This window comes from Cyclobacterium plantarum (assembly GCF_011290685.1).
Taxonomy (GTDB): domain Bacteria; phylum Bacteroidota; class Bacteroidia; order Cytophagales; family Cyclobacteriaceae; genus Cyclobacterium; species Cyclobacterium plantarum.
Genome location: NZ_JAANYN010000002.1, coordinates 819,396 through 837,068, shown reverse-complemented (window position 1 = coordinate 837,068; position 17,673 = coordinate 819,396). Strand labels below are relative to the sequence as shown.

Genomic DNA, 17,673 nt, shown 5'->3' with positions numbered 1-17,673 from the left:
TCTTAATAGCTTTATCCTCATCAATAAAACATATTGTTATGAAAACAAATTATACTATAGAAAGCGAAAGATTTGGTCGCTGTTTTGAACATGACCGGATTGAGCAAAGAACCATCCCCAATTTACGGGCCTGGGCAGTTTATTGTTTGTCACTGGTATTTATCTTTCCGGTGGCTTCTTTCGGTTTAACGGACGCAGGCAGTGATATTATCAGGAAAGAAAATGGTGCATCTCAACTTACCCTTGGAAATGCCTCCTACGGTAAATTCGATGAAAATTTATCTGCGCTCTTAGCGGATATCCAGGTTTCAGGAACTGTAAAAGATGATAGCGGCGATCCCCTGCCCGGTGCATCCGTTACAGTGGCCGGTACCACCCTTGGTACGGTAACGGATATTGATGGGAAATATACGCTTGAAGTGGACGAAAATGCCACATTGATTTTTTCTTTTATAGGTTTCGAACCTCAGGAGGTGGCTGTTGGCAACCAATCACAAATAGATATCACCCTGCAGGCCAATTTATCCTCCCTGAATGAAGTCGTCGTTGTTGGCTACGGTACCAAAAAGAAGATCAATTTGACCGGGGCGGTGTCTACGGCAAGAGGCGAGGACATGGCAAATCGTCCGGTAACCAACGTGCAGCAGGCCATGCAGGGGCTGGTAAGTAACCTGGTCATTCAGCCGAATACGGCAGGAGGAGAGCCTGGAGCGGATATGGCCATGACCATCCGTGGTTTAGCATCCTTTGAAGGAAACACCGCACCCTTTGTCCTTGTGGATGGGGTTCCTATGGGTATCAACGACATTGACCCTAATGATATTGAATCGGTTTCTGTATTGAAGGATGCCGCCTCAACTTCTATCTATGGGGCAAGGGCAGCTTACGGGGTTATCCTGATTACCACGAAAAAGGGAAGTAAAGGATCTAGGATTTCCTATTCCACGAATGCCGGGTTTAGTTCGCCTACCATATGGCCGGAGTTACAGGGAGGTACTGCCTGGGCACATGCACTGAATGATGCAAGGACCAATTTTGGTGCTTCTCCATTTTATCCGGAAGAGGCCATAGCCCGTTTGGAGCAGAATCTGGCCAATCCGGGAAGTGCTCCCGGGATGTTGCCCAATGCATCAGGCGATAATTGGGACATATTGAACACCGGTACCATGGGTGTAGCGAATGATGGGATCAGAGATTTGATCATGAAGAACAACTCCTTCAGAGTGAAACACAACTTATCTATTTCTGGGGGTAACGAAACCATGAATTATTATTTGTCCGGCGGCATGTATGATGAAGAGGGGTTATTGAGATTTGGTGATGAGTCATTTAGTCGATTTAATGTGGACGCCAAGATCGGGGCCAAGGTCACCGATTGGATGAACCTTGATCTTTTTGTAAAATACAAATCTGAAAATGAAGATTTTCCCTGGAATCAAAACTTTGGCCGTGCCTGGTACATGAACTGGATTGGGAAAATAAAATTTGGCACACCTGCCAAATATCCCGGGACAGATATTTGGACCCAACAGACCAATGTGGAGGCCTGGAGAAGAGTTCGGCAAACAATCACAGATAACCAGCTGGTCCTTTCACCCAAAATAGAAATAAAACCCATAGAGGGTTGGGTGACGACTGTACAGCTGAATTATACGTCCACCCAGGTTGAAGACACAAGGACTTCGTTACAATATCCATGGGTCAGACCTGGTGATGGTACTAATTTCGCCGGTGGAGATGTTGAGTTTATACCGCAAAACCGGGAATCAACAGAATACCACAATGAACTGAGAAGAAATACCTATCTCTCCCCAAACATTTATTCCTCTTACTCAAGGATATTGGGAAATCATGACCTTCAATTGATGGTAGGCTATCAACAAGAGGAATATACCTTTAGTAATTTAGGTGCAAGAAGTTTCTTCTTACTGAGTGATGCCATTCCATCGATCAGTACCGCAGTCGGGGATCAGTTGGTTAATGACGGCATAGGACACTGGTCTACAAGAAGCTTTTTTGGCAGATTTAATTATATTTTTGACGAAAAGTACCTGCTTGAAGTAAACATGAGGACGGATGGATCATCCAGGTTTGAAGAAGATGAAAGATGGGGATTTTTCCCATCGGTATCGGCCGGATGGATTCTTTCGGAAGAGAACTTCATGTCATCATCTGGTTTATTCGACCTGTTAAAATTAAGAGGCTCCTACGGAACATTGGGTAATCAGGATGTGGCCAATTATTTATTCATCCCCACCATGCCGATTAATCAAACCAACAACTGGCTATTTGGCAATCAACGGGCCTGGACCGTTCGTGCACCCAATCTGAATAGTGTGAATTTATCATGGGAAACTGTATCCACATTAGATTTGGGCATTGATGCCTCCTTAATGAATAATCGATTGGGCGTTTCTTTTGGTGTATATGAAACAAGGACCTCAGACCTTGTAGGCCCAGGACAGCCCCTTCCAGCTGTATTGGGATCAACAGTGCCAAAAAGGAACGAAGGAGAAATAAAAACACGTGGATGGGAGCTTGAGCTTTCCTGGAAAAATCAGGTAAGCCCGGATTTCCGCTATGAAATCAGAGGCCAATTGGCCGATTACAGAAGCACCGTGGTGGACTATAATAATCCGACCGGATTATTAAATACTTTTTACCCCGGACAGGACCTTAATGAGATTTGGGGATACCGGTACGACGGACATTTTCAAACAGAGGCTGAAATTAATGAAGGCGTAGACCAAAGCTTTATTTATTCCGGCTTGTGGAGAACGGGGGATTTCAGGTATAAGGATCTGAATGGAGATGGTAAAATTGATATAGGCAACAATACAGTAGGAGATCCCGGAGACCTTGAAATAATAGGAAATACCACACCGCGATACACTTATGGTTTTAACTTGAACGCACAATATAAGAATTTTGATGTTTCTGTGTTTTTCCAGGGAGTGGCAAAACGAGATTGGACATTTGGAAACAGTTCCGTATTCAGGGGGCCTGCCGCAGGACCCATGCACAATAATGTCTTAGAGGATCATATGGACTATTGGCGTGATGAGACTAGTGCTTTGGGTGCCAATCCAGACGCCTATTTCCCCAGACCCTATGCCCAGTTTTTTGGTGAAAATGCAAAAAATTACGGAACTCCCACTGATCACCTTATTCAAAATGCGGCCTATTTAAGGCTTAAAAACCTGCAAATCGGGTATTCACTTCCTCAAAAAATTGCGGAAAAAGTGTTACTGACCAATGCCAGAATCTTTGTGTCCGGTGAGAATCTTTTGACCTTTACCGATTTGATGTTTTTTGACCCGGAGGCACTTGCCGGAAGATGGTACGGGGCTGGTGATGCTTATCCATTGAGCACGACCATGTCTGCAGGCTTAAACCTTAACTTCTAAAATACAACGTCATGAAAAAAATATTTTATATACTTATAGGGGTTATGGGAATAACAATGTATTCCTGTCAGGATGATTTTCTGGAGAGATCACCCCTCGATCAGATATCCGATCCGGAATTCTGGAACAGTCAATCCGATCTGGAATTATTTCTTAACTCGTTTTATGACTCCTTTCAGGGATGGCCGGCCTCCGGAGGTGGTAAGGCACCGACCAAGGACGAAGGAACTGACTTTGCTTTAGAAGGGCTCAATGCTTTTGGAGGCACTTTCACACAACGTATGGACGGTGTTGTAAATGTTCCGGGCTCTGGAGGTGGCTGGAATTGGGGAAATATCCGAAACATCAACTATTTTCTTGCTAATGTTGATCGTGTTCCCGAAGGTGGAAACATGAGAGACCATTATGTTGGTGAGGGACATTTTTTCAGGGCATGGTTTTACTTTGACTTGTTTAAGGATTTTGGAGCTTTACCAATCATTACAGTTCCGGTTACGGCTGAAGATGAGGACATCCTTTATGGCAGCCGTGCCAACAGAACAGAGGTTTTTGATTTTATTCTAAGTGATATTGATATGGCCATCTCCCTGATGGATCATAGCCACCAACTGGCAACACCAGGAACCCGCTTGAGTAAAGATATTGCCTTATTGTTTAAAGCAAGAGCAGCACTCTATGCAGGTACCTGGGAGAAATACCATCAGGGCTCTGTTTTTGAAGGACAAACCGATGGTTCCGCCTATTTGCAGGAAGCCGCTGATGCAGCAAAGCAGCTCATGGATGATGGGAATTTCTCTCTCATAACAGGAGATAGCAGCAGCGTCTATTTTGAACTCTTTAACCAGGTAGACTATGCCGGCAACCGGGAAGTGATTTTTTACCAACATTTCGATAGGGCAGTAGGAGATAGCTTTAGCAATCAATTGTGGAATTGGCCAAATGGTTATGGATATACCTACGATGCGTCAAGATTTTATCTGAGCAACGATGGCTTGCCCATAGCTGTTAGCCCTAATTTTGTTGGGGATGAAACTTTAGATATCCTTGAAGTGAACCGGGACCCACGACTTGCCCAGACATTTATGGTTCCGGGTGATATCCGAAGGATAGAAGGAACGGATACACTTCTTTATGTAAATCCAGATGTAGACAATAGTGGTACAGGTATAGAGTCACAAAAATTCCGGCACATTGTGGTAGATCCTGCACAAGGCATTAACAATGGAAATGTGGATTATATTTTCATGCGCTACGCCGAAGCATTGTTGATTTATGCCGAAGCAAAAGCCGAATTGGGTACATTGACACAAGCGGATGTTGACATGACCATCAATCAGTTAAGAGACAGGGTGGGAATGCCACACCTTACTATCGGTAACATCACCTCCGACCCCAACTGGCCTGATTACGGTTATCCATTGACCGACGTTTTACAAGAAATCAGAAGAGAACGTGTAGTAGAATTGTTTGCAGAAGGGTTTCGGTTTGATGATTTGATGCGTTGGAGAGCACATGAGTACTGGATGGGCGAACGATTCGTAGGCACATTTGCTACTCCCGAATTAAGGGCTTTATCTAATGTTCCGGTCAATGCCGACGGATTCTTTGATCCCTTTCAGAACAGGTTAAGTGGACCGGATGGAGGATATGGATTTGACCCGGAGCGAGACTACCTCATGCCCCTCCCCACCAATGAACTGACGTTAAATACCAACCTGGACCAGAATCCGGGCTGGTAAGAACATGCCTTTTTCTACCTAGCGGAAAAGCCATCATTTCAACAATCCAGGTCAAAGGTCTTCCGACCTGCGACCTGGATTGATTTTTCCAGTTTATTCCCCAACTAGATCAGGGATTGTGCTCATTTTCATGAATCGTAAGGGATTGAACCATTGATGAACCTATTTCTCCACAAAATAATACTGGCGCTAAGCTGCTGCAACCATGACAAGCAATCATTGAAACCAGTTAAGTATGAGTAAGAAGCAATTTCTTTTAGTTATCATATGGCCGCTACTCATGTTCAACCAAGCCTTGAGTCAGCAAAAAAAAAATGACTTTGGATGATTTTGAAGCACCAATAGGAGAATGGTTTGAATGTGGGGAGGTAAAATTAAATTCGGTAGACGCTAAACGATTAACAAGCCTTAGAGGGGAGGGAGTATTTGTTAATGGAAAGGCTGGCCGGATCATCAATCTTATTAGCAAAGAAAATTTTCAAGATGTTCATCTAACACTGGAATTTATGGTATCTCAGGGATCCAATTCCGGAGTTTATTTACAGGGAAGGTATGAAATCCAGATTTTTGATAGCTGGGGAAAAGAAAACCCGGTTTCCTGGGATTGTGGAGGTATCTATGCCAGATACGATGGTACTAAAACCTATGAAGGCATTGCTCCATTGACAAATGCCTGCAAAGCACCAGGGGAATGGCAGCACCTGGAAATAGAATTTAACGCCCCCCGGTTTAACGCCAATGGGGAAAAAACAAAGCATGCGATGTTTAAAAAGGTGAAGCTTAATGGCATCACCGTACACGAAAATGCAGCGGTAACGGGGCCTACCGCATCTTCCTTAGATGAAATAGAAGAACCCTTGGGGCCCCTAATGCTACAAGGTGACCATGGACCCGTAGCCTACCGCAACATAGTCATAACGAAACGTTGATTAAAACCCGTCATTTGAAAAGTAAACATACCGAATGAATCGAAGCATCATAAAAAGAAAAATGCAGTCCGTCGTTGTCCCGCTAATTAGTGGCTTGGTCTTGATACTGCTTACTTACGGAACAGGGATCGGGCAGACGGAAAACTTTATTTCAAAAATCAATGGACCCACCGATTATTCCGAATCTGAGGTGGAGGAAGAAGAACTAATGGGTAATCGGTTCCTGACTTTTGCTTCCGTAGTTCGTGTAAACCAAATAGAAACCACCCGTACCGAATTTCATGGTGTGGATGAGTCGGCCGTGCACAGTCCCCGCGAGGCCCGCATCTTCCGGGAAGCCATCGAAAAAGCCTGGCCCGGAGCAAGAATGACTTGGGCCTTCAGTTGGCTTGCCCTTCAGGACGAACGTCAGAATTATCAGGACTTAAGGGAGCTCATCGTCTCTTACCACAAAAAATACGGAGATGAAATCACCTTTATACCTGGTGCCTACTTTTCACCCATGTACAATTCCCGCGAGCAAACTAACCGTGACCTGCATGAAGGCTTGCAAATGGTCTCTGAGATGGTGGGCAACGGATACCGGCCCCTTGCCGTGATCGGTGGCTTTTTATCTGCCGATAACCTCCGGTACCTGTCAGAAGAAGAAGGCATACACGTCAGCCAGGGCACCATATGGAGCCAGTATGCGGTAGACAATGGAGATGGAGACGGATCCATTGTGTACCCATATTATCCATCTACCGAACATTTCAACAAGCCGGCTCAGGGAGAAGCGGATTTCATTGATTGTGTCAACCTTGATGGCTGGACGGTAGACTTTTTGAATGCCAGGTATCCTGGTGCCAGGCGCATAGACGGCGTCAATTGTGGTAGCCGGATGGGAGTAGGCCCCATCGAAACAGTGATCCGGCTGGGTACAGAACAAGGAGTAAGACAAATGCTTGCCACCACTGCCAGCCACTTTGACAAGGGATTCGAATTGAATGGTTTCGCATGGGTAACCTCTATCTGGGAACTGAGTCTTGTAGAAGCCCGTAAGCTCTGGCCTGGCTACCAGGGAAGAAATGGCATGGAAGGGCTTGATATCTGGCTCAGTGAAATACGCCGGCGCTGGCCGGATGCAAAGGCCATCACGCATGGAGAATTCGGGATGCTTTGGCGGGAGCATTTCAAAAGCAATGATGAATTGGATTATCGCTTTGTTCATCGGGGCTCCGGCATCTGCGGATCGGAACCGGAACTGGAGATCCGCTGGTTCATGAACAAAGATTTCAGGATGGCTACGCTGAGGGACTGGATTGCCCAAACTCCTGAAAAAGTGATCGATTTTACCCGATATGATCTGAAAGCTCAGGAACCTGGTAATCCCGAACCTGGCAAACCGATCCGGAACTGGAGTCTGATGAACCGCCTGAACCAAAAGGGTACCCGACCGCAGGATGTGCCCATGGAAATAGAAGCACTTTACCCTGAAGAACAGAAAATGATCAAAAAGAGATATCCGGTTTTGTTTGAGGAAGGGCATCCGCTGAGTATTAAATAAATATATTTCGCCCCTACAGGGCTTGGGTTCCGTTAGTGCTTTGCCAACCCTGAAAACTACACTGGGTCCATACATAAACGCCCTTAGGCCTTCCGAGTAGCAGACGGTACCCAAAATGAGTGACGGCACCCTTTCTTTTGTGGAGAATGTGATGGAATACGACCGGGATGACAGTCGGATTTTTCCGCCTGGGATCGTCTTTGAACCCAAACGAGCTGCCAGAATGGTGAAATTTTCAGGAAAAAATGTCTTACGCCCCACCTTCGAACCGCAAGCTTGAAAATAACAAGCCGCGTAGTAAAATAAACTTCATTTAGCATCGAATCCCAGGTTTACAGTACTCTGAACACATTGTTGCTTTGGGAAATTTTTTTCGAGTATCACATTTAAGTCTTCATGAAAGGCAACGAAGATGCTTTAGCTCAGCCCGGTCAGTGTTAACATACCACATTTTTTGGCTAAGATGCTTGAGGATTAACCAGCGCAAACCTTGTAATTTTAGAGAATAATGGCAATCAGGCTCCGCCTCAAACCAACTGATAAAATGGTATCAAATGGCTCCCTTTTTTCTTTTGATTAAATAAAAACAATAATCCAGGAATGATAAAATCTGCTTTATTTCTAACGCTGCTGCTTAGCTTCACGGTAATTGAGGTAAATGCACAGCTAATTTTTGAGAAAGATGAATACGCCAACCGCAGGCAGAAGCTCATGGATAGTATTCCTGATGGCATTGCCATCATCCGGGGTGCATCAGAACCTTTGGGAGATACACCTTTCAGCCAATACAACAACATGATGTATTTTGCGGGGGTTGAAATTCCCAATGCCATTCTTATCGTGGATGGTGAAAGACGGGAAAGTACACTATTTTTTACCATCAGTGAGCAGCATGCTGATGGTGAAAACATACCGCTGGACCTGGTCAGGGAGCCTGAAAAAGTTACCGGAATTGAAAACTATCTTCCCTATGAGGATTTTTCTGAAACGCTAAAGGACAGGTTAAAGCGCAGTACGGTAATTTATACGCCCTTCAGTCCGGAAGAACATATAGGCGAAAATTCCATGGAAAAATACAACAAATTCAGACGCTCCGTAACCGAGAATGAATGGGATGGCAGACTTACCCGAGAAATGCAATTCGTGGAGGTTTTAAACCAGCGATTTCCTGAAAACCAGGTAGTGAATTGTACGCCATTTATCTGGGAACTGCGAAAGATCAAGTCTAAAGCTGAAATTGATGTGCTTCGTCAGGCAGCCCAGCTTTCTGTTGAAGCACACAAAGCGGTCATAAAAAATACCAGGCCGGGGGTAGCAGAGGTAAAATTGGCCGCCCTTTTTCAGCAGGTTTGTATGTCCGGCGGGGCAAAAGGATTGGCGTTCGGGACCATTATCATGTCGGATAAAAACCATGCCTACGGGCATTACATGCAATATGACCGCACATTGCAGGAAGAAGACTTTATCATCCTGGATGGTGGTGCCAATGTGGGGTACTATGCGTCAGACGTTTCAACCACCTTTCCGGCCAGTGGAAAATTCTCCGAAACGCAGCGGGAGATATACGAGCTGGGTCTTTTTGTTAGGGAAATATGCCAGAGTCTTTACCGGCCGGGGATTTCTCTGACAGAGATCGGTGCGGTCGTTAAAGGAGAGCTTGAAAAATTGGGATTTGACACCACCGATCCCCGGTTCAAGTTATGGATTCGGGACGGCGGATTCAACCATAGCATAGGCATGGCCGTGCATGACCGGATGCTTGACTTTGACCGTGGAGAACCGTTGAAACCCGGTTTTGTCTTTGCCTGCGACATCATGGGAAAAGCGGACGAGGTAACCGGTATACGGATCGAAGACACTGTGGTGATCACCGAAGATGGCTTTGAAATCCTGTCAGCAGGGCTGCCCCGGACGGTAGCTGAAATAGAGGCATTTATGAAAAATAATCAATAAGAAACCTAAATTAATTCAAAGAAACATGAAGTATATTTTTGGTTTTCTAATGCTCTTATTGGCTCATTACGAACTGTTTGCCCAACAGATTGACGTTTATCAAAGGCCCGTGACCTTCGAGCCGGACAGGGATTTTGATGCCTTACATTACCGCATAAAGCTGGATATCGATATAGAGGGGAAGCAATTGACGGGACAAAACACGGTTACCCTCACACCGCTCAGAAGTGATCTGAACAGGGTCAGCCTGGATGCGGTATCACTGCTTGTAAGCGATGTGCTTGACAGCAAGGGTTTTCCGCTTTCTTTTACTCAGGGCGAAGACAAAGTCCATATTAACCTCTCCCGCAGGTATTCCTACGCAGACACCCTGACTTTTACCATAAAGTACAACCTCTCCCAGCAGGTAGAAGGCCTGAAGTTTATAGATGAAACCGAAACCAATCCCATGCAGGTTTCTTCCGATTGCTGGCCCAACAAAGCCAGGCAATGGATTCCCTGTTACGACTATCCCCATGACAAAGTAACACAGGAAATGATTGTTACTGTTGACAGTGCCTACAAGGTATTGTCAAATGGTAAGCTACTGAGCATTACGGAAAATCAGGAAAATGGTAAACACACTTACCATTGGAAACAAAGCCTGCCGCACTCCACCTATCTCACAAATCTTAGCATTGCAAATTATACGGTCATCGAAGATTCTCTGGACGCATTGCCTGTAAATTATTGGGTATATGAAAGACATGAGAAGGACGCAAAAAGATCATTTGCCAAGACACCTTATATGATTGATTTTTTTACCAGTCTATATGGCTATCCCTATCCCTGGGAAAAATATGATCAGGTGGTCTCTGCGCATCAGGGTGGGGGAGCCGAAGCCACATCGGCAACCCTTCTTGGAGAAGGGGCCGTAACAACTGTAGCCGAAGCAATCGACTTTTCTTTTGAAGGGATTCTCGCCCATGAGGTTGCGCATCAGTGGTGGGGAGACCTGGTTACATGCAGAAGCTGGGAGCATAACTGGATCAATGAAAGTTTTGCTACCTATTCCGATTACTTGTATAAACGATTTGATTGGGGTGAGGATGAAGCGGCATATGACCTGCTGCGGAAAAAGAACGCCTACCTGCGCGAAGCGAATAACCGGTATATGCGCCCCATTGTCTTTAACCGTTATGAAAATCCGGGACAGAATTTTGACAGCCATGCCTATCCCAAGGGAGCCAATGTCTTGCACATGCTTCGGTTTGTTTTGGGTGATGACACGTTTTTCAGAGTTATCAATCAGTTTCTGCATCAATTCGAATTTCAGGCAGTAAGCACCCAGGATTTTATGCGATGTGTGAAAGAGGTCAGTGGCCTGAACATGGATTTGTTCTTCGAACAGTTTCTGTTTCGTCCGGGACATGCCGTATTTGAGGTCAGCAAAAACTGGGATGAATCCACTAAGACGCTTGGGTTGGAAATAAAACAAACGCAGGATAAGTGGGAGGATGTGCCCATTTACACCATTCCCGTTAATATCGGATTTTACCATAAGGATGGAAAGCGGGTTGAAAAGATCTGGTTGAAGGATCCTATCGAAAAATTTGAATTCAAACTCGATGAAGCGCCCATGATGGTCCGTTTTGATGAAGGCAACCACCTGCTCAAGGAATGGACATTTATCAAAACCGAGGATGAACTTTTGTTTCAGGTTGAAAACGATGATGTACCCGGCAGATTATGGGCTATTGATCAGCTTAAGGCCTTTAGCAGCTCTCCGAAAACGATTCAGAAATGGACTGAGCTTGCCAGGGGGGATAATTTCTGGGCCCTCAGGGAAGCGGCTGTTCAGCACTTGTCTGAATTCCATGCAAGCAATAGTAAAGAAGTTTTCTTAGATGCTGTCAGCGATAGCCATTCAAAAGTAAGGGCTGCAGCTATAAAGGCCCTGGGACAACTAAAAGACCCTTCTATGATAGGTGATTTCAAGCGCATTTACGAAACGGATGACAGTTTCCTGGTTAGAGCGGAGGCACTTATGGCCATCGGGGCAAATGGCAATGCATCACACCTGAGATTTCTCAATGAAGCCGCAAAAGTCAGGTCGCCCCGCAATACCTTAAAAAATGCTGCTGAGAAGGCGATTGAACTTATTCGTAATTCGAACCAATAATGGTCTGAAATTTTCTAAAAACCGGGTATGATGAGGGCTATTCCCACAGAGGGAGGATGCCCTCGAAGGTCGGGAACTTTCAGTATAGACGAGTTATAGTCCTTGAAAAGCAAATAGTAACCACATGAAATTTAAATTACTTATCCCGCAACGATCCCTAAAGGGCATGATACTCATTCTTCCGATTTTTTCAATCGCCATAAGTACATTGGCTCAGGGGCCGGCAGGCTACCTGGAATGTGAACCGGAACAGTATTTTGTGGAGCCAACCAATGTTGCTTTTGGCAGCGATGGGAATTACAAATACCTGTTCAATCAGGTTGGACCGTTGGTTTTTTCGCGGGGACAGTTTTTTGGAGGCCCGAGTTCGGCAAAAGTGGAAAAAGCATGGTATCAAACCATCAGTGAAATGGATGTGGAGACCCCTTCCTCAAATCTTAAACAAGCATTTTCAAAACTGAAGAAGTATTTGACAGGGGAATCAGTGCTTACATCGGATCAGATAATGGAGCAGGACGCCATTATTCAGGCCAACATTTCAGCGATTGGCATCAAAAAGGAAATTATCGAGCAGGCTTTTGATCTGGTAAGTACCTACGAGGAGACGGCCGGACCCTTATTCGATATCCAAGGGGAAAAAATAATGTTACTTCGGGAGGTACAGCCCGGTATGGAGATTCATTACGCACTTTTTTATATCATGGACGCCATTACCCGCAGTTATAGTGCTGTAAAGTTGGAAGAATTCCCTCAGGTATACCATGGAGCCATGTTCAAGTCGGCGGCGTATTTTCCGGGAGAGGTTAATCCACCAAAGGATCCGGATAATGTTTACCGGGTTAAGGTAGACGCATCACAGGCGCCAAATTGGGGAACGCCCATCTATTTTCACCAGGATGCCTATTCCCGACGTCCTACAGGAGCTTACGTAGCACCAGGTACGATTGTTAAAATTAAAGTCCCTCCGGAAGTGGTAAACAAAGGATATACCATCCGGGTTGGAACGCATTTCTGGGATTTGCGCTACCGGAACAGAATAGCAAGACTTGATAGGGCAACGATCATCTATCCTGTGGTAGACGAAACCATCACGGTGGGTTCTCCCCTTGGCGGGAACATCTATTTTGAAGTCCCGGAAGGAAATGAGGACGGCATCGTAGAATTGGAAATTACCGGAGCCGTGCGGTCTCCCTATTTTTCGACCAGAGAAGAAAACAGAACCAGCCTGGAGGAGTGGAAAAAAACCGAGCGTCATTATCCGGGTGCCTGGGCGGATTTTGAAACCGAAAAATTTCTCATGCAGGTGCCCACAAACTGGATTAATGATTATGATAATCCTAAGATCATGCTCGACAATTACGATAGGGCTATGGATGCCGTTGCCGATCTCTTGGGCAAGCCATTGCCGCAGGGTACCCATTTTATGTTTCGGCAGGTAGATGCGATCATGCGTGCAGGGGTTCATGCCCCGGGATATCCGGAGATCAACGTTAGGTATGACCCTACGGAAGAATCGGACGGAAAAGGAAATCATATCATGCTGCAGTCACCAGTAAAGCAGCCCTGGGTCATTTTCCACGAAATGGGACATTCACACGTTCCCTCGTTTTTTGAAAATGAAACAGAATCTATTGTCAACCTACTGCATGTGGCGGTTGCCAATCATGGATTTGGAATGGAGCTGGATTCTGCCTTCGGCTGGTCGATAAGTAATCGACTGGATGTAGACCTGGACATGGCAGCAATCAATTTAATGGTAACGGAACCCTTCAGAAACAACCGGCCACTAAACCGGGACCGCATGTCCTACCAGCACAGGGGACATGGCAAATATGTTGATGTGGTGCGCTTATTCGGATGGGATGCCCTGGGGGATATGTTTAGGAAAGTGAATGAGGATTATAACCGGGGCCTTGTCATTAAAAAAACGCACCATCCTACCGACGATCGGATTTTGCGCATGTCAGCTGCAGCAGGGGCAGACCTCCGCCCATTGCTTCATTTTTGGGGCAGGCCACCTGAAAATAACAAGGCCTTGTCTGACAGCCTGGAGGCAGCCGGATTATCTCCATCCAGGGAAATTTTTGAAACATTGGAGCATTATAAATCCATCCTTCCCAAAACACAATCCGAGGCCAAGGCCCATGCAAAGCTAATGTTTCCAAAAGACGGCCATCCTTCATCCGATGGTCACGACCTGGAGCGGGACATGGCCTTTATTTATTCGGAATGGAATGAAGCATACGCAGCGGAGTCGAATAAGCAGATTGAAAGAATCCAGAGGCTTTATTTTCCGGAAAACTGGTTAAAGGATTGATGAACAATGAAAAAGTGTGTAGGCAAAAAAAATCAAAAACAGGAGCGGGCATATAATAAAAATACCATGAGACCATTGTATCCTTTTATTTTAATTCTTTTGCTGCTCGCAGCAGGAGCTTTTTCCTCTAACAAGGTAGGCGAGAATAAAGCAAAGCCTAATATTGTTTTTATTTTTATTGATGATATGGGATGGAAAGATGTAGGGTTTATGGGTTCGGAATTTTACGAAACACCCCATATCGATCAATTGGCAAAAAAGGGTATGGTATTCACCCAGGCCTATGCGAATGCGGCTAATTGTGCCCCAACCCGCGCCTGTTTGCTCAGTGGTCAGTATTCACCCCGGCATGGTGTCTACACCGTTGCCCGATCAGATCGTGGAGATCCGAAGGACAGGAGGTTGATCCCCATACCCAATTCCAGAACGGTGCCCCTTGAGCATGTGATGATTGCAGAGGCCTTAAAACCTGCAGGTTACCGGTCTGCGGCCATAGGAAAATGGAATGTAGGTAATTCTCCCGAAAAGCAAGGTTTTGATCTGGGCATCCCGGGCTCAGGATTTCAAGGTCATTTCAATGATGGGGGAGAATACCTTACGGATCATTTGACCGAAAAGGCGGTGACATTCATCCAGGACAATAATCCGGAAAAAACAGGGGATCCTTTTTTTCTCTATCTGGCCCATTATGCCGTTCATACCCCCATTCAGGCAAAAGACAGCTTAATCCATAAATACGAGCAAAAAGAGGGATCCCAGGAACACAATAATACCACCTACGCCGCAATGATAGAAAGTGTCGATCAAAGTGTGGCCAGAATAAATGGGATACTGGAGGATCTTGGACTAATTGAAAATACATTACTGATCTTCTTTTCAGACAACGGAGGACATGGAACCTATACGAGCCAAAAACCTTTGCGTGGGGGAAAAGGAATGTATTATGAGGGAGGTGTTCGGGAACCTATGTTTGCTTACTGGCCAGGTAAAATAAAAGCGGGGACAGTATGCGAGGAGCCCGTTATCGGGATTGATTTTTACCCGACTTTTCTGGAGCTTTCCGGTGTAGAAAAACCAACCGATTATGTGTTGGACGGCCGGAGTCTTGTACCCTTGCTAAACGGAGAAAAAACCCTGGACCGGGACGCTCTTTTTTGGCATTTTCCTGCCTACCTGCAATCCTATGAGGGAATGAAAAAGGAGTCACGGGATACGCTTTTCAGATCAAGGCCGGTGAGTGTCATCAGGAAAGGGGATTGGAAGTTATTGCAATTTCACGAAGAGTGGGTACTCGACGGCGGTCGTAAAAATTTAGCAGAGAGCAATGCAGTTGAATTGTATAATCTTGCGGATGATATTGGCGAAACAACGAACCTTGCAGCTGTGCAGGTTGATAAACGGGATGAGTTGCTTGATGATCTTATAAAGTGGCAAGAGGAGATTGATGCGCCCATTCCCCGGGAAATCAATCCGGAATATGTAGGAAAGGTGAAAGGGAAGTAATGGTTATCATTTTAACCTGAATAGGATTTTTAAAAGCCTTTAATCTAATTGTAAATATCAAAATGAAAAACATTTATTACTTAGTTATTATCTCCTTGGTTTTTGTCTCACATAGTAGTTTCGGACAGGAGATTTTCAAAGACAGTTTACAGGACGGTGTAAATCAGGTTACTGAGAAACTGATAACGAAATATGGAGATGAAAATTCAGAACGCATCGTTCGTGGTGTCAGGCACCTTTCTAATCTTTGGTTTGAAGAAAATGGTAGTGGTTCCGAATTTCAGGAGTTTTGCCTGAAGCAGTTTATCCCTTCCGGTCCGGAGCTTGATAATGCGCTGGATATTGCTGAACAACAATTTAGTGCCATCAATGGGTACCAACGAGAACTCTCTCTGGCACTCGATTTCCCATTGGTGACCATGACGCGACCTATCACCGAGCTCGACAGGTTTTTTAGCGATTCAAAAATTACGATTGATTTTTTCAAAAGCAAACTTGCCCTCGCCATCGCCCTCAATTTCCCCTATTATACCAATGAAGAAAAGGAAGCATTTGGGGCTAAATGGAGTCGAAAAAAGTGGGCAATGGTCAGATTGGGAGATAAATTTGATTTCAGGTCCGATCCGGATAAGGAGCCCGACCCCATGCCGATTCCTGATGAGCTTCGTGATTACACCACCCGCTACATTCTATCAATGGACCATGTGTTATCACCCGAACTTAAAGTTCTTTTTCCTGAAGGAACCCGGTTAAACAGTCACAATGGACTAAGGGATGAAATCAAAGGGCTTTATTACAGGGATAATCCTCTGGAAAAGCAGCGCGTCATAAGTACCATAGTGATGCATATCATCTATCAAACCATACCGGAATGCATGGTAGGAGAAACGGCTTATTATTGGGAACCCATAGCCAATAAGGTTTATCTGAAAGAGGGAGAAAAACTTGTCGAAACAGCTTTTAAGGCTGAACCCGATAATAGATACAAAGTGTTGCATCACAACATGTTATCCAAGATGCGACAGGATGCCATCCATCCCGAAGGATCAACGTATTTGACCCGAACCTTTAAAAATGGTCAGCTGAGTGAAGAAAAAATTGTTTCATTGCTGGAATCAGTTTTAAGCGCTACAGAAAAGAAAGCCGTAGCGGCCTTGATTGAAAAAAAGATCGGCAGAAAGTTAGAACCCTTCGATATTTGGTACACCGGTTTCAGCGACAATACGAATTATAAAATGGATGAACTGGATCAGCTGATCAAAGAAAAATATCCCACCCCAATGGCATTTCAGCAAGATCTACCCAACATCCTCAAAAGGATTGGTTTCCCGGATTTTGAAGCGGAATTTTTAGGCAATCACGTTGTTGTTGATCCAATTCCCTCCGGAGGACATGCCAATGCGCCACAAATGAAAGGCGCTAAAGCACATTTGCGTATCCGTTTTGAAAAGGATGGCCTGGATTACAAAAATTACAGGGTAGGGATGCATGAAATCGGCCATACCATTCAGCAGAATGTAGGTACCTACATGTCTGATTATTATTTATTGAAAGGCATCCCAGGCAGCCCTTATACAGAAGCCATGGCAGATCTTATTGCTTACCGCAACTTGATTGCCTTAGGAATAAATGAGGAATACAGTGCCCGGGAAAAGCAGGACAATGCCCTGGCCGCGTTTTGGTTTGTTTGTGAAATGGGATCGGAAGCGCTTCACGAGATCAGGGTGTGGCATTGGCTGTATGATCATCCGGATGCTACTGTTGAAGAGCTTAAGGCAGCAACCATTGCTATTGCGAAGGATATCTGGAACCAGTATTTTGCAGAGATCTTCGGTGTAAGGGATGTCCCTATCTTAGCCATCTATAACCATTTCATTTCCGGGGCGCTCTATTTGCACAGCTATCCTATTGGTAATATTGTCGTCATGCAATTGGAAGAGCAGTTCGAAGGAAAGGATTTTGCAACGGAGATGATACGAACATGCAAAATCGGTAAGCTTACACCCGATCTGTGGATGATTCAAGCAACAGGTGAACCTTTAAGTTCCAGGCCACTATTGAGGGCGATGCGAAATGCGCTTGAAGCCTATAAATAACTTTTGTGCAAGGCTTTACGGC

General features: G+C 45.1%; 10 protein-coding genes. All 10 read left to right on the top strand.

Features of this window, described 5'->3' with window-relative positions; all coding sequences use genetic code 11:
• Window positions 1-38 precede the first annotated feature (38 nt).
• Window positions 39-3,407, top strand: coding sequence for a SusC/RagA family TonB-linked outer membrane protein (locus G9Q97_RS07460; protein WP_166144807.1), 3,369 nt, complete (start codon window positions 39-41; stop codon window positions 3,405-3,407).
• Window positions 3,408-3,418: 11 nt separating this feature from the next.
• Window positions 3,419-5,146, top strand: coding sequence for a RagB/SusD family nutrient uptake outer membrane protein (locus G9Q97_RS07455; protein ID WP_166144804.1), 1,728 nt, complete (start codon window positions 3,419-3,421; stop codon window positions 5,144-5,146).
• Between the two features lie 314 nt (window positions 5,147-5,460).
• Window positions 5,461-6,075, top strand: a complete 615-nt coding sequence (locus tag G9Q97_RS07450) for a 3-keto-disaccharide hydrolase (protein ID WP_166144801.1) — start codon at window positions 5,461-5,463, stop codon at window positions 6,073-6,075.
• 34 nt (window positions 6,076-6,109) lie between these two features.
• On the top strand, window positions 6,110-7,621 hold the full coding sequence (locus G9Q97_RS07445; RefSeq protein WP_246255483.1) for a DUF3863 domain-containing protein: 1,512 nt from the start codon (window positions 6,110-6,112) through the stop codon (window positions 7,619-7,621).
• A gap of 115 nt (window positions 7,622-7,736) precedes the next feature.
• Complete coding sequence (locus tag G9Q97_RS07440) at window positions 7,737-7,901, top strand: hypothetical protein (RefSeq protein ID WP_166144798.1); 165 nt, start codon at window positions 7,737-7,739, stop codon at window positions 7,899-7,901.
• Window positions 7,902-8,221: 320 nt separating this feature from the next.
• Window positions 8,222-9,574, top strand: a complete 1,353-nt coding sequence (locus G9Q97_RS07435) for a M24 family metallopeptidase (protein ID WP_166144795.1) — start codon at window positions 8,222-8,224, stop codon at window positions 9,572-9,574.
• 25 nt (window positions 9,575-9,599) lie between these two features.
• The gene (locus G9Q97_RS07430; RefSeq protein ID WP_246255481.1) at window positions 9,600-11,735 is read left to right on the top strand and encodes a M1 family metallopeptidase; all 2,136 of its coding nucleotides are present in this window, start codon (window positions 9,600-9,602) and stop codon (window positions 11,733-11,735) included.
• A 124-nt stretch (window positions 11,736-11,859) separates the two neighbouring features.
• Entirely contained in the window at window positions 11,860-14,052 is a 2,193-nt protein-coding gene (locus tag G9Q97_RS07425; protein WP_166144792.1) for a M60 family metallopeptidase, read from the top strand.
• Window positions 14,053-14,118: 66 nt separating this feature from the next.
• Complete coding sequence (locus G9Q97_RS07420) at window positions 14,119-15,555, top strand: sulfatase (RefSeq protein ID WP_166144789.1); 1,437 nt, start codon at window positions 14,119-14,121, stop codon at window positions 15,553-15,555.
• A 62-nt stretch (window positions 15,556-15,617) separates the two neighbouring features.
• The gene (locus G9Q97_RS07415) at window positions 15,618-17,651 is read left to right on the top strand and encodes a carboxypeptidase M32 (protein WP_166144786.1); all 2,034 of its coding nucleotides are present in this window, start codon (window positions 15,618-15,620) and stop codon (window positions 17,649-17,651) included.
• The last annotated feature ends 22 nt before the right edge of the window (window positions 17,652-17,673 follow it).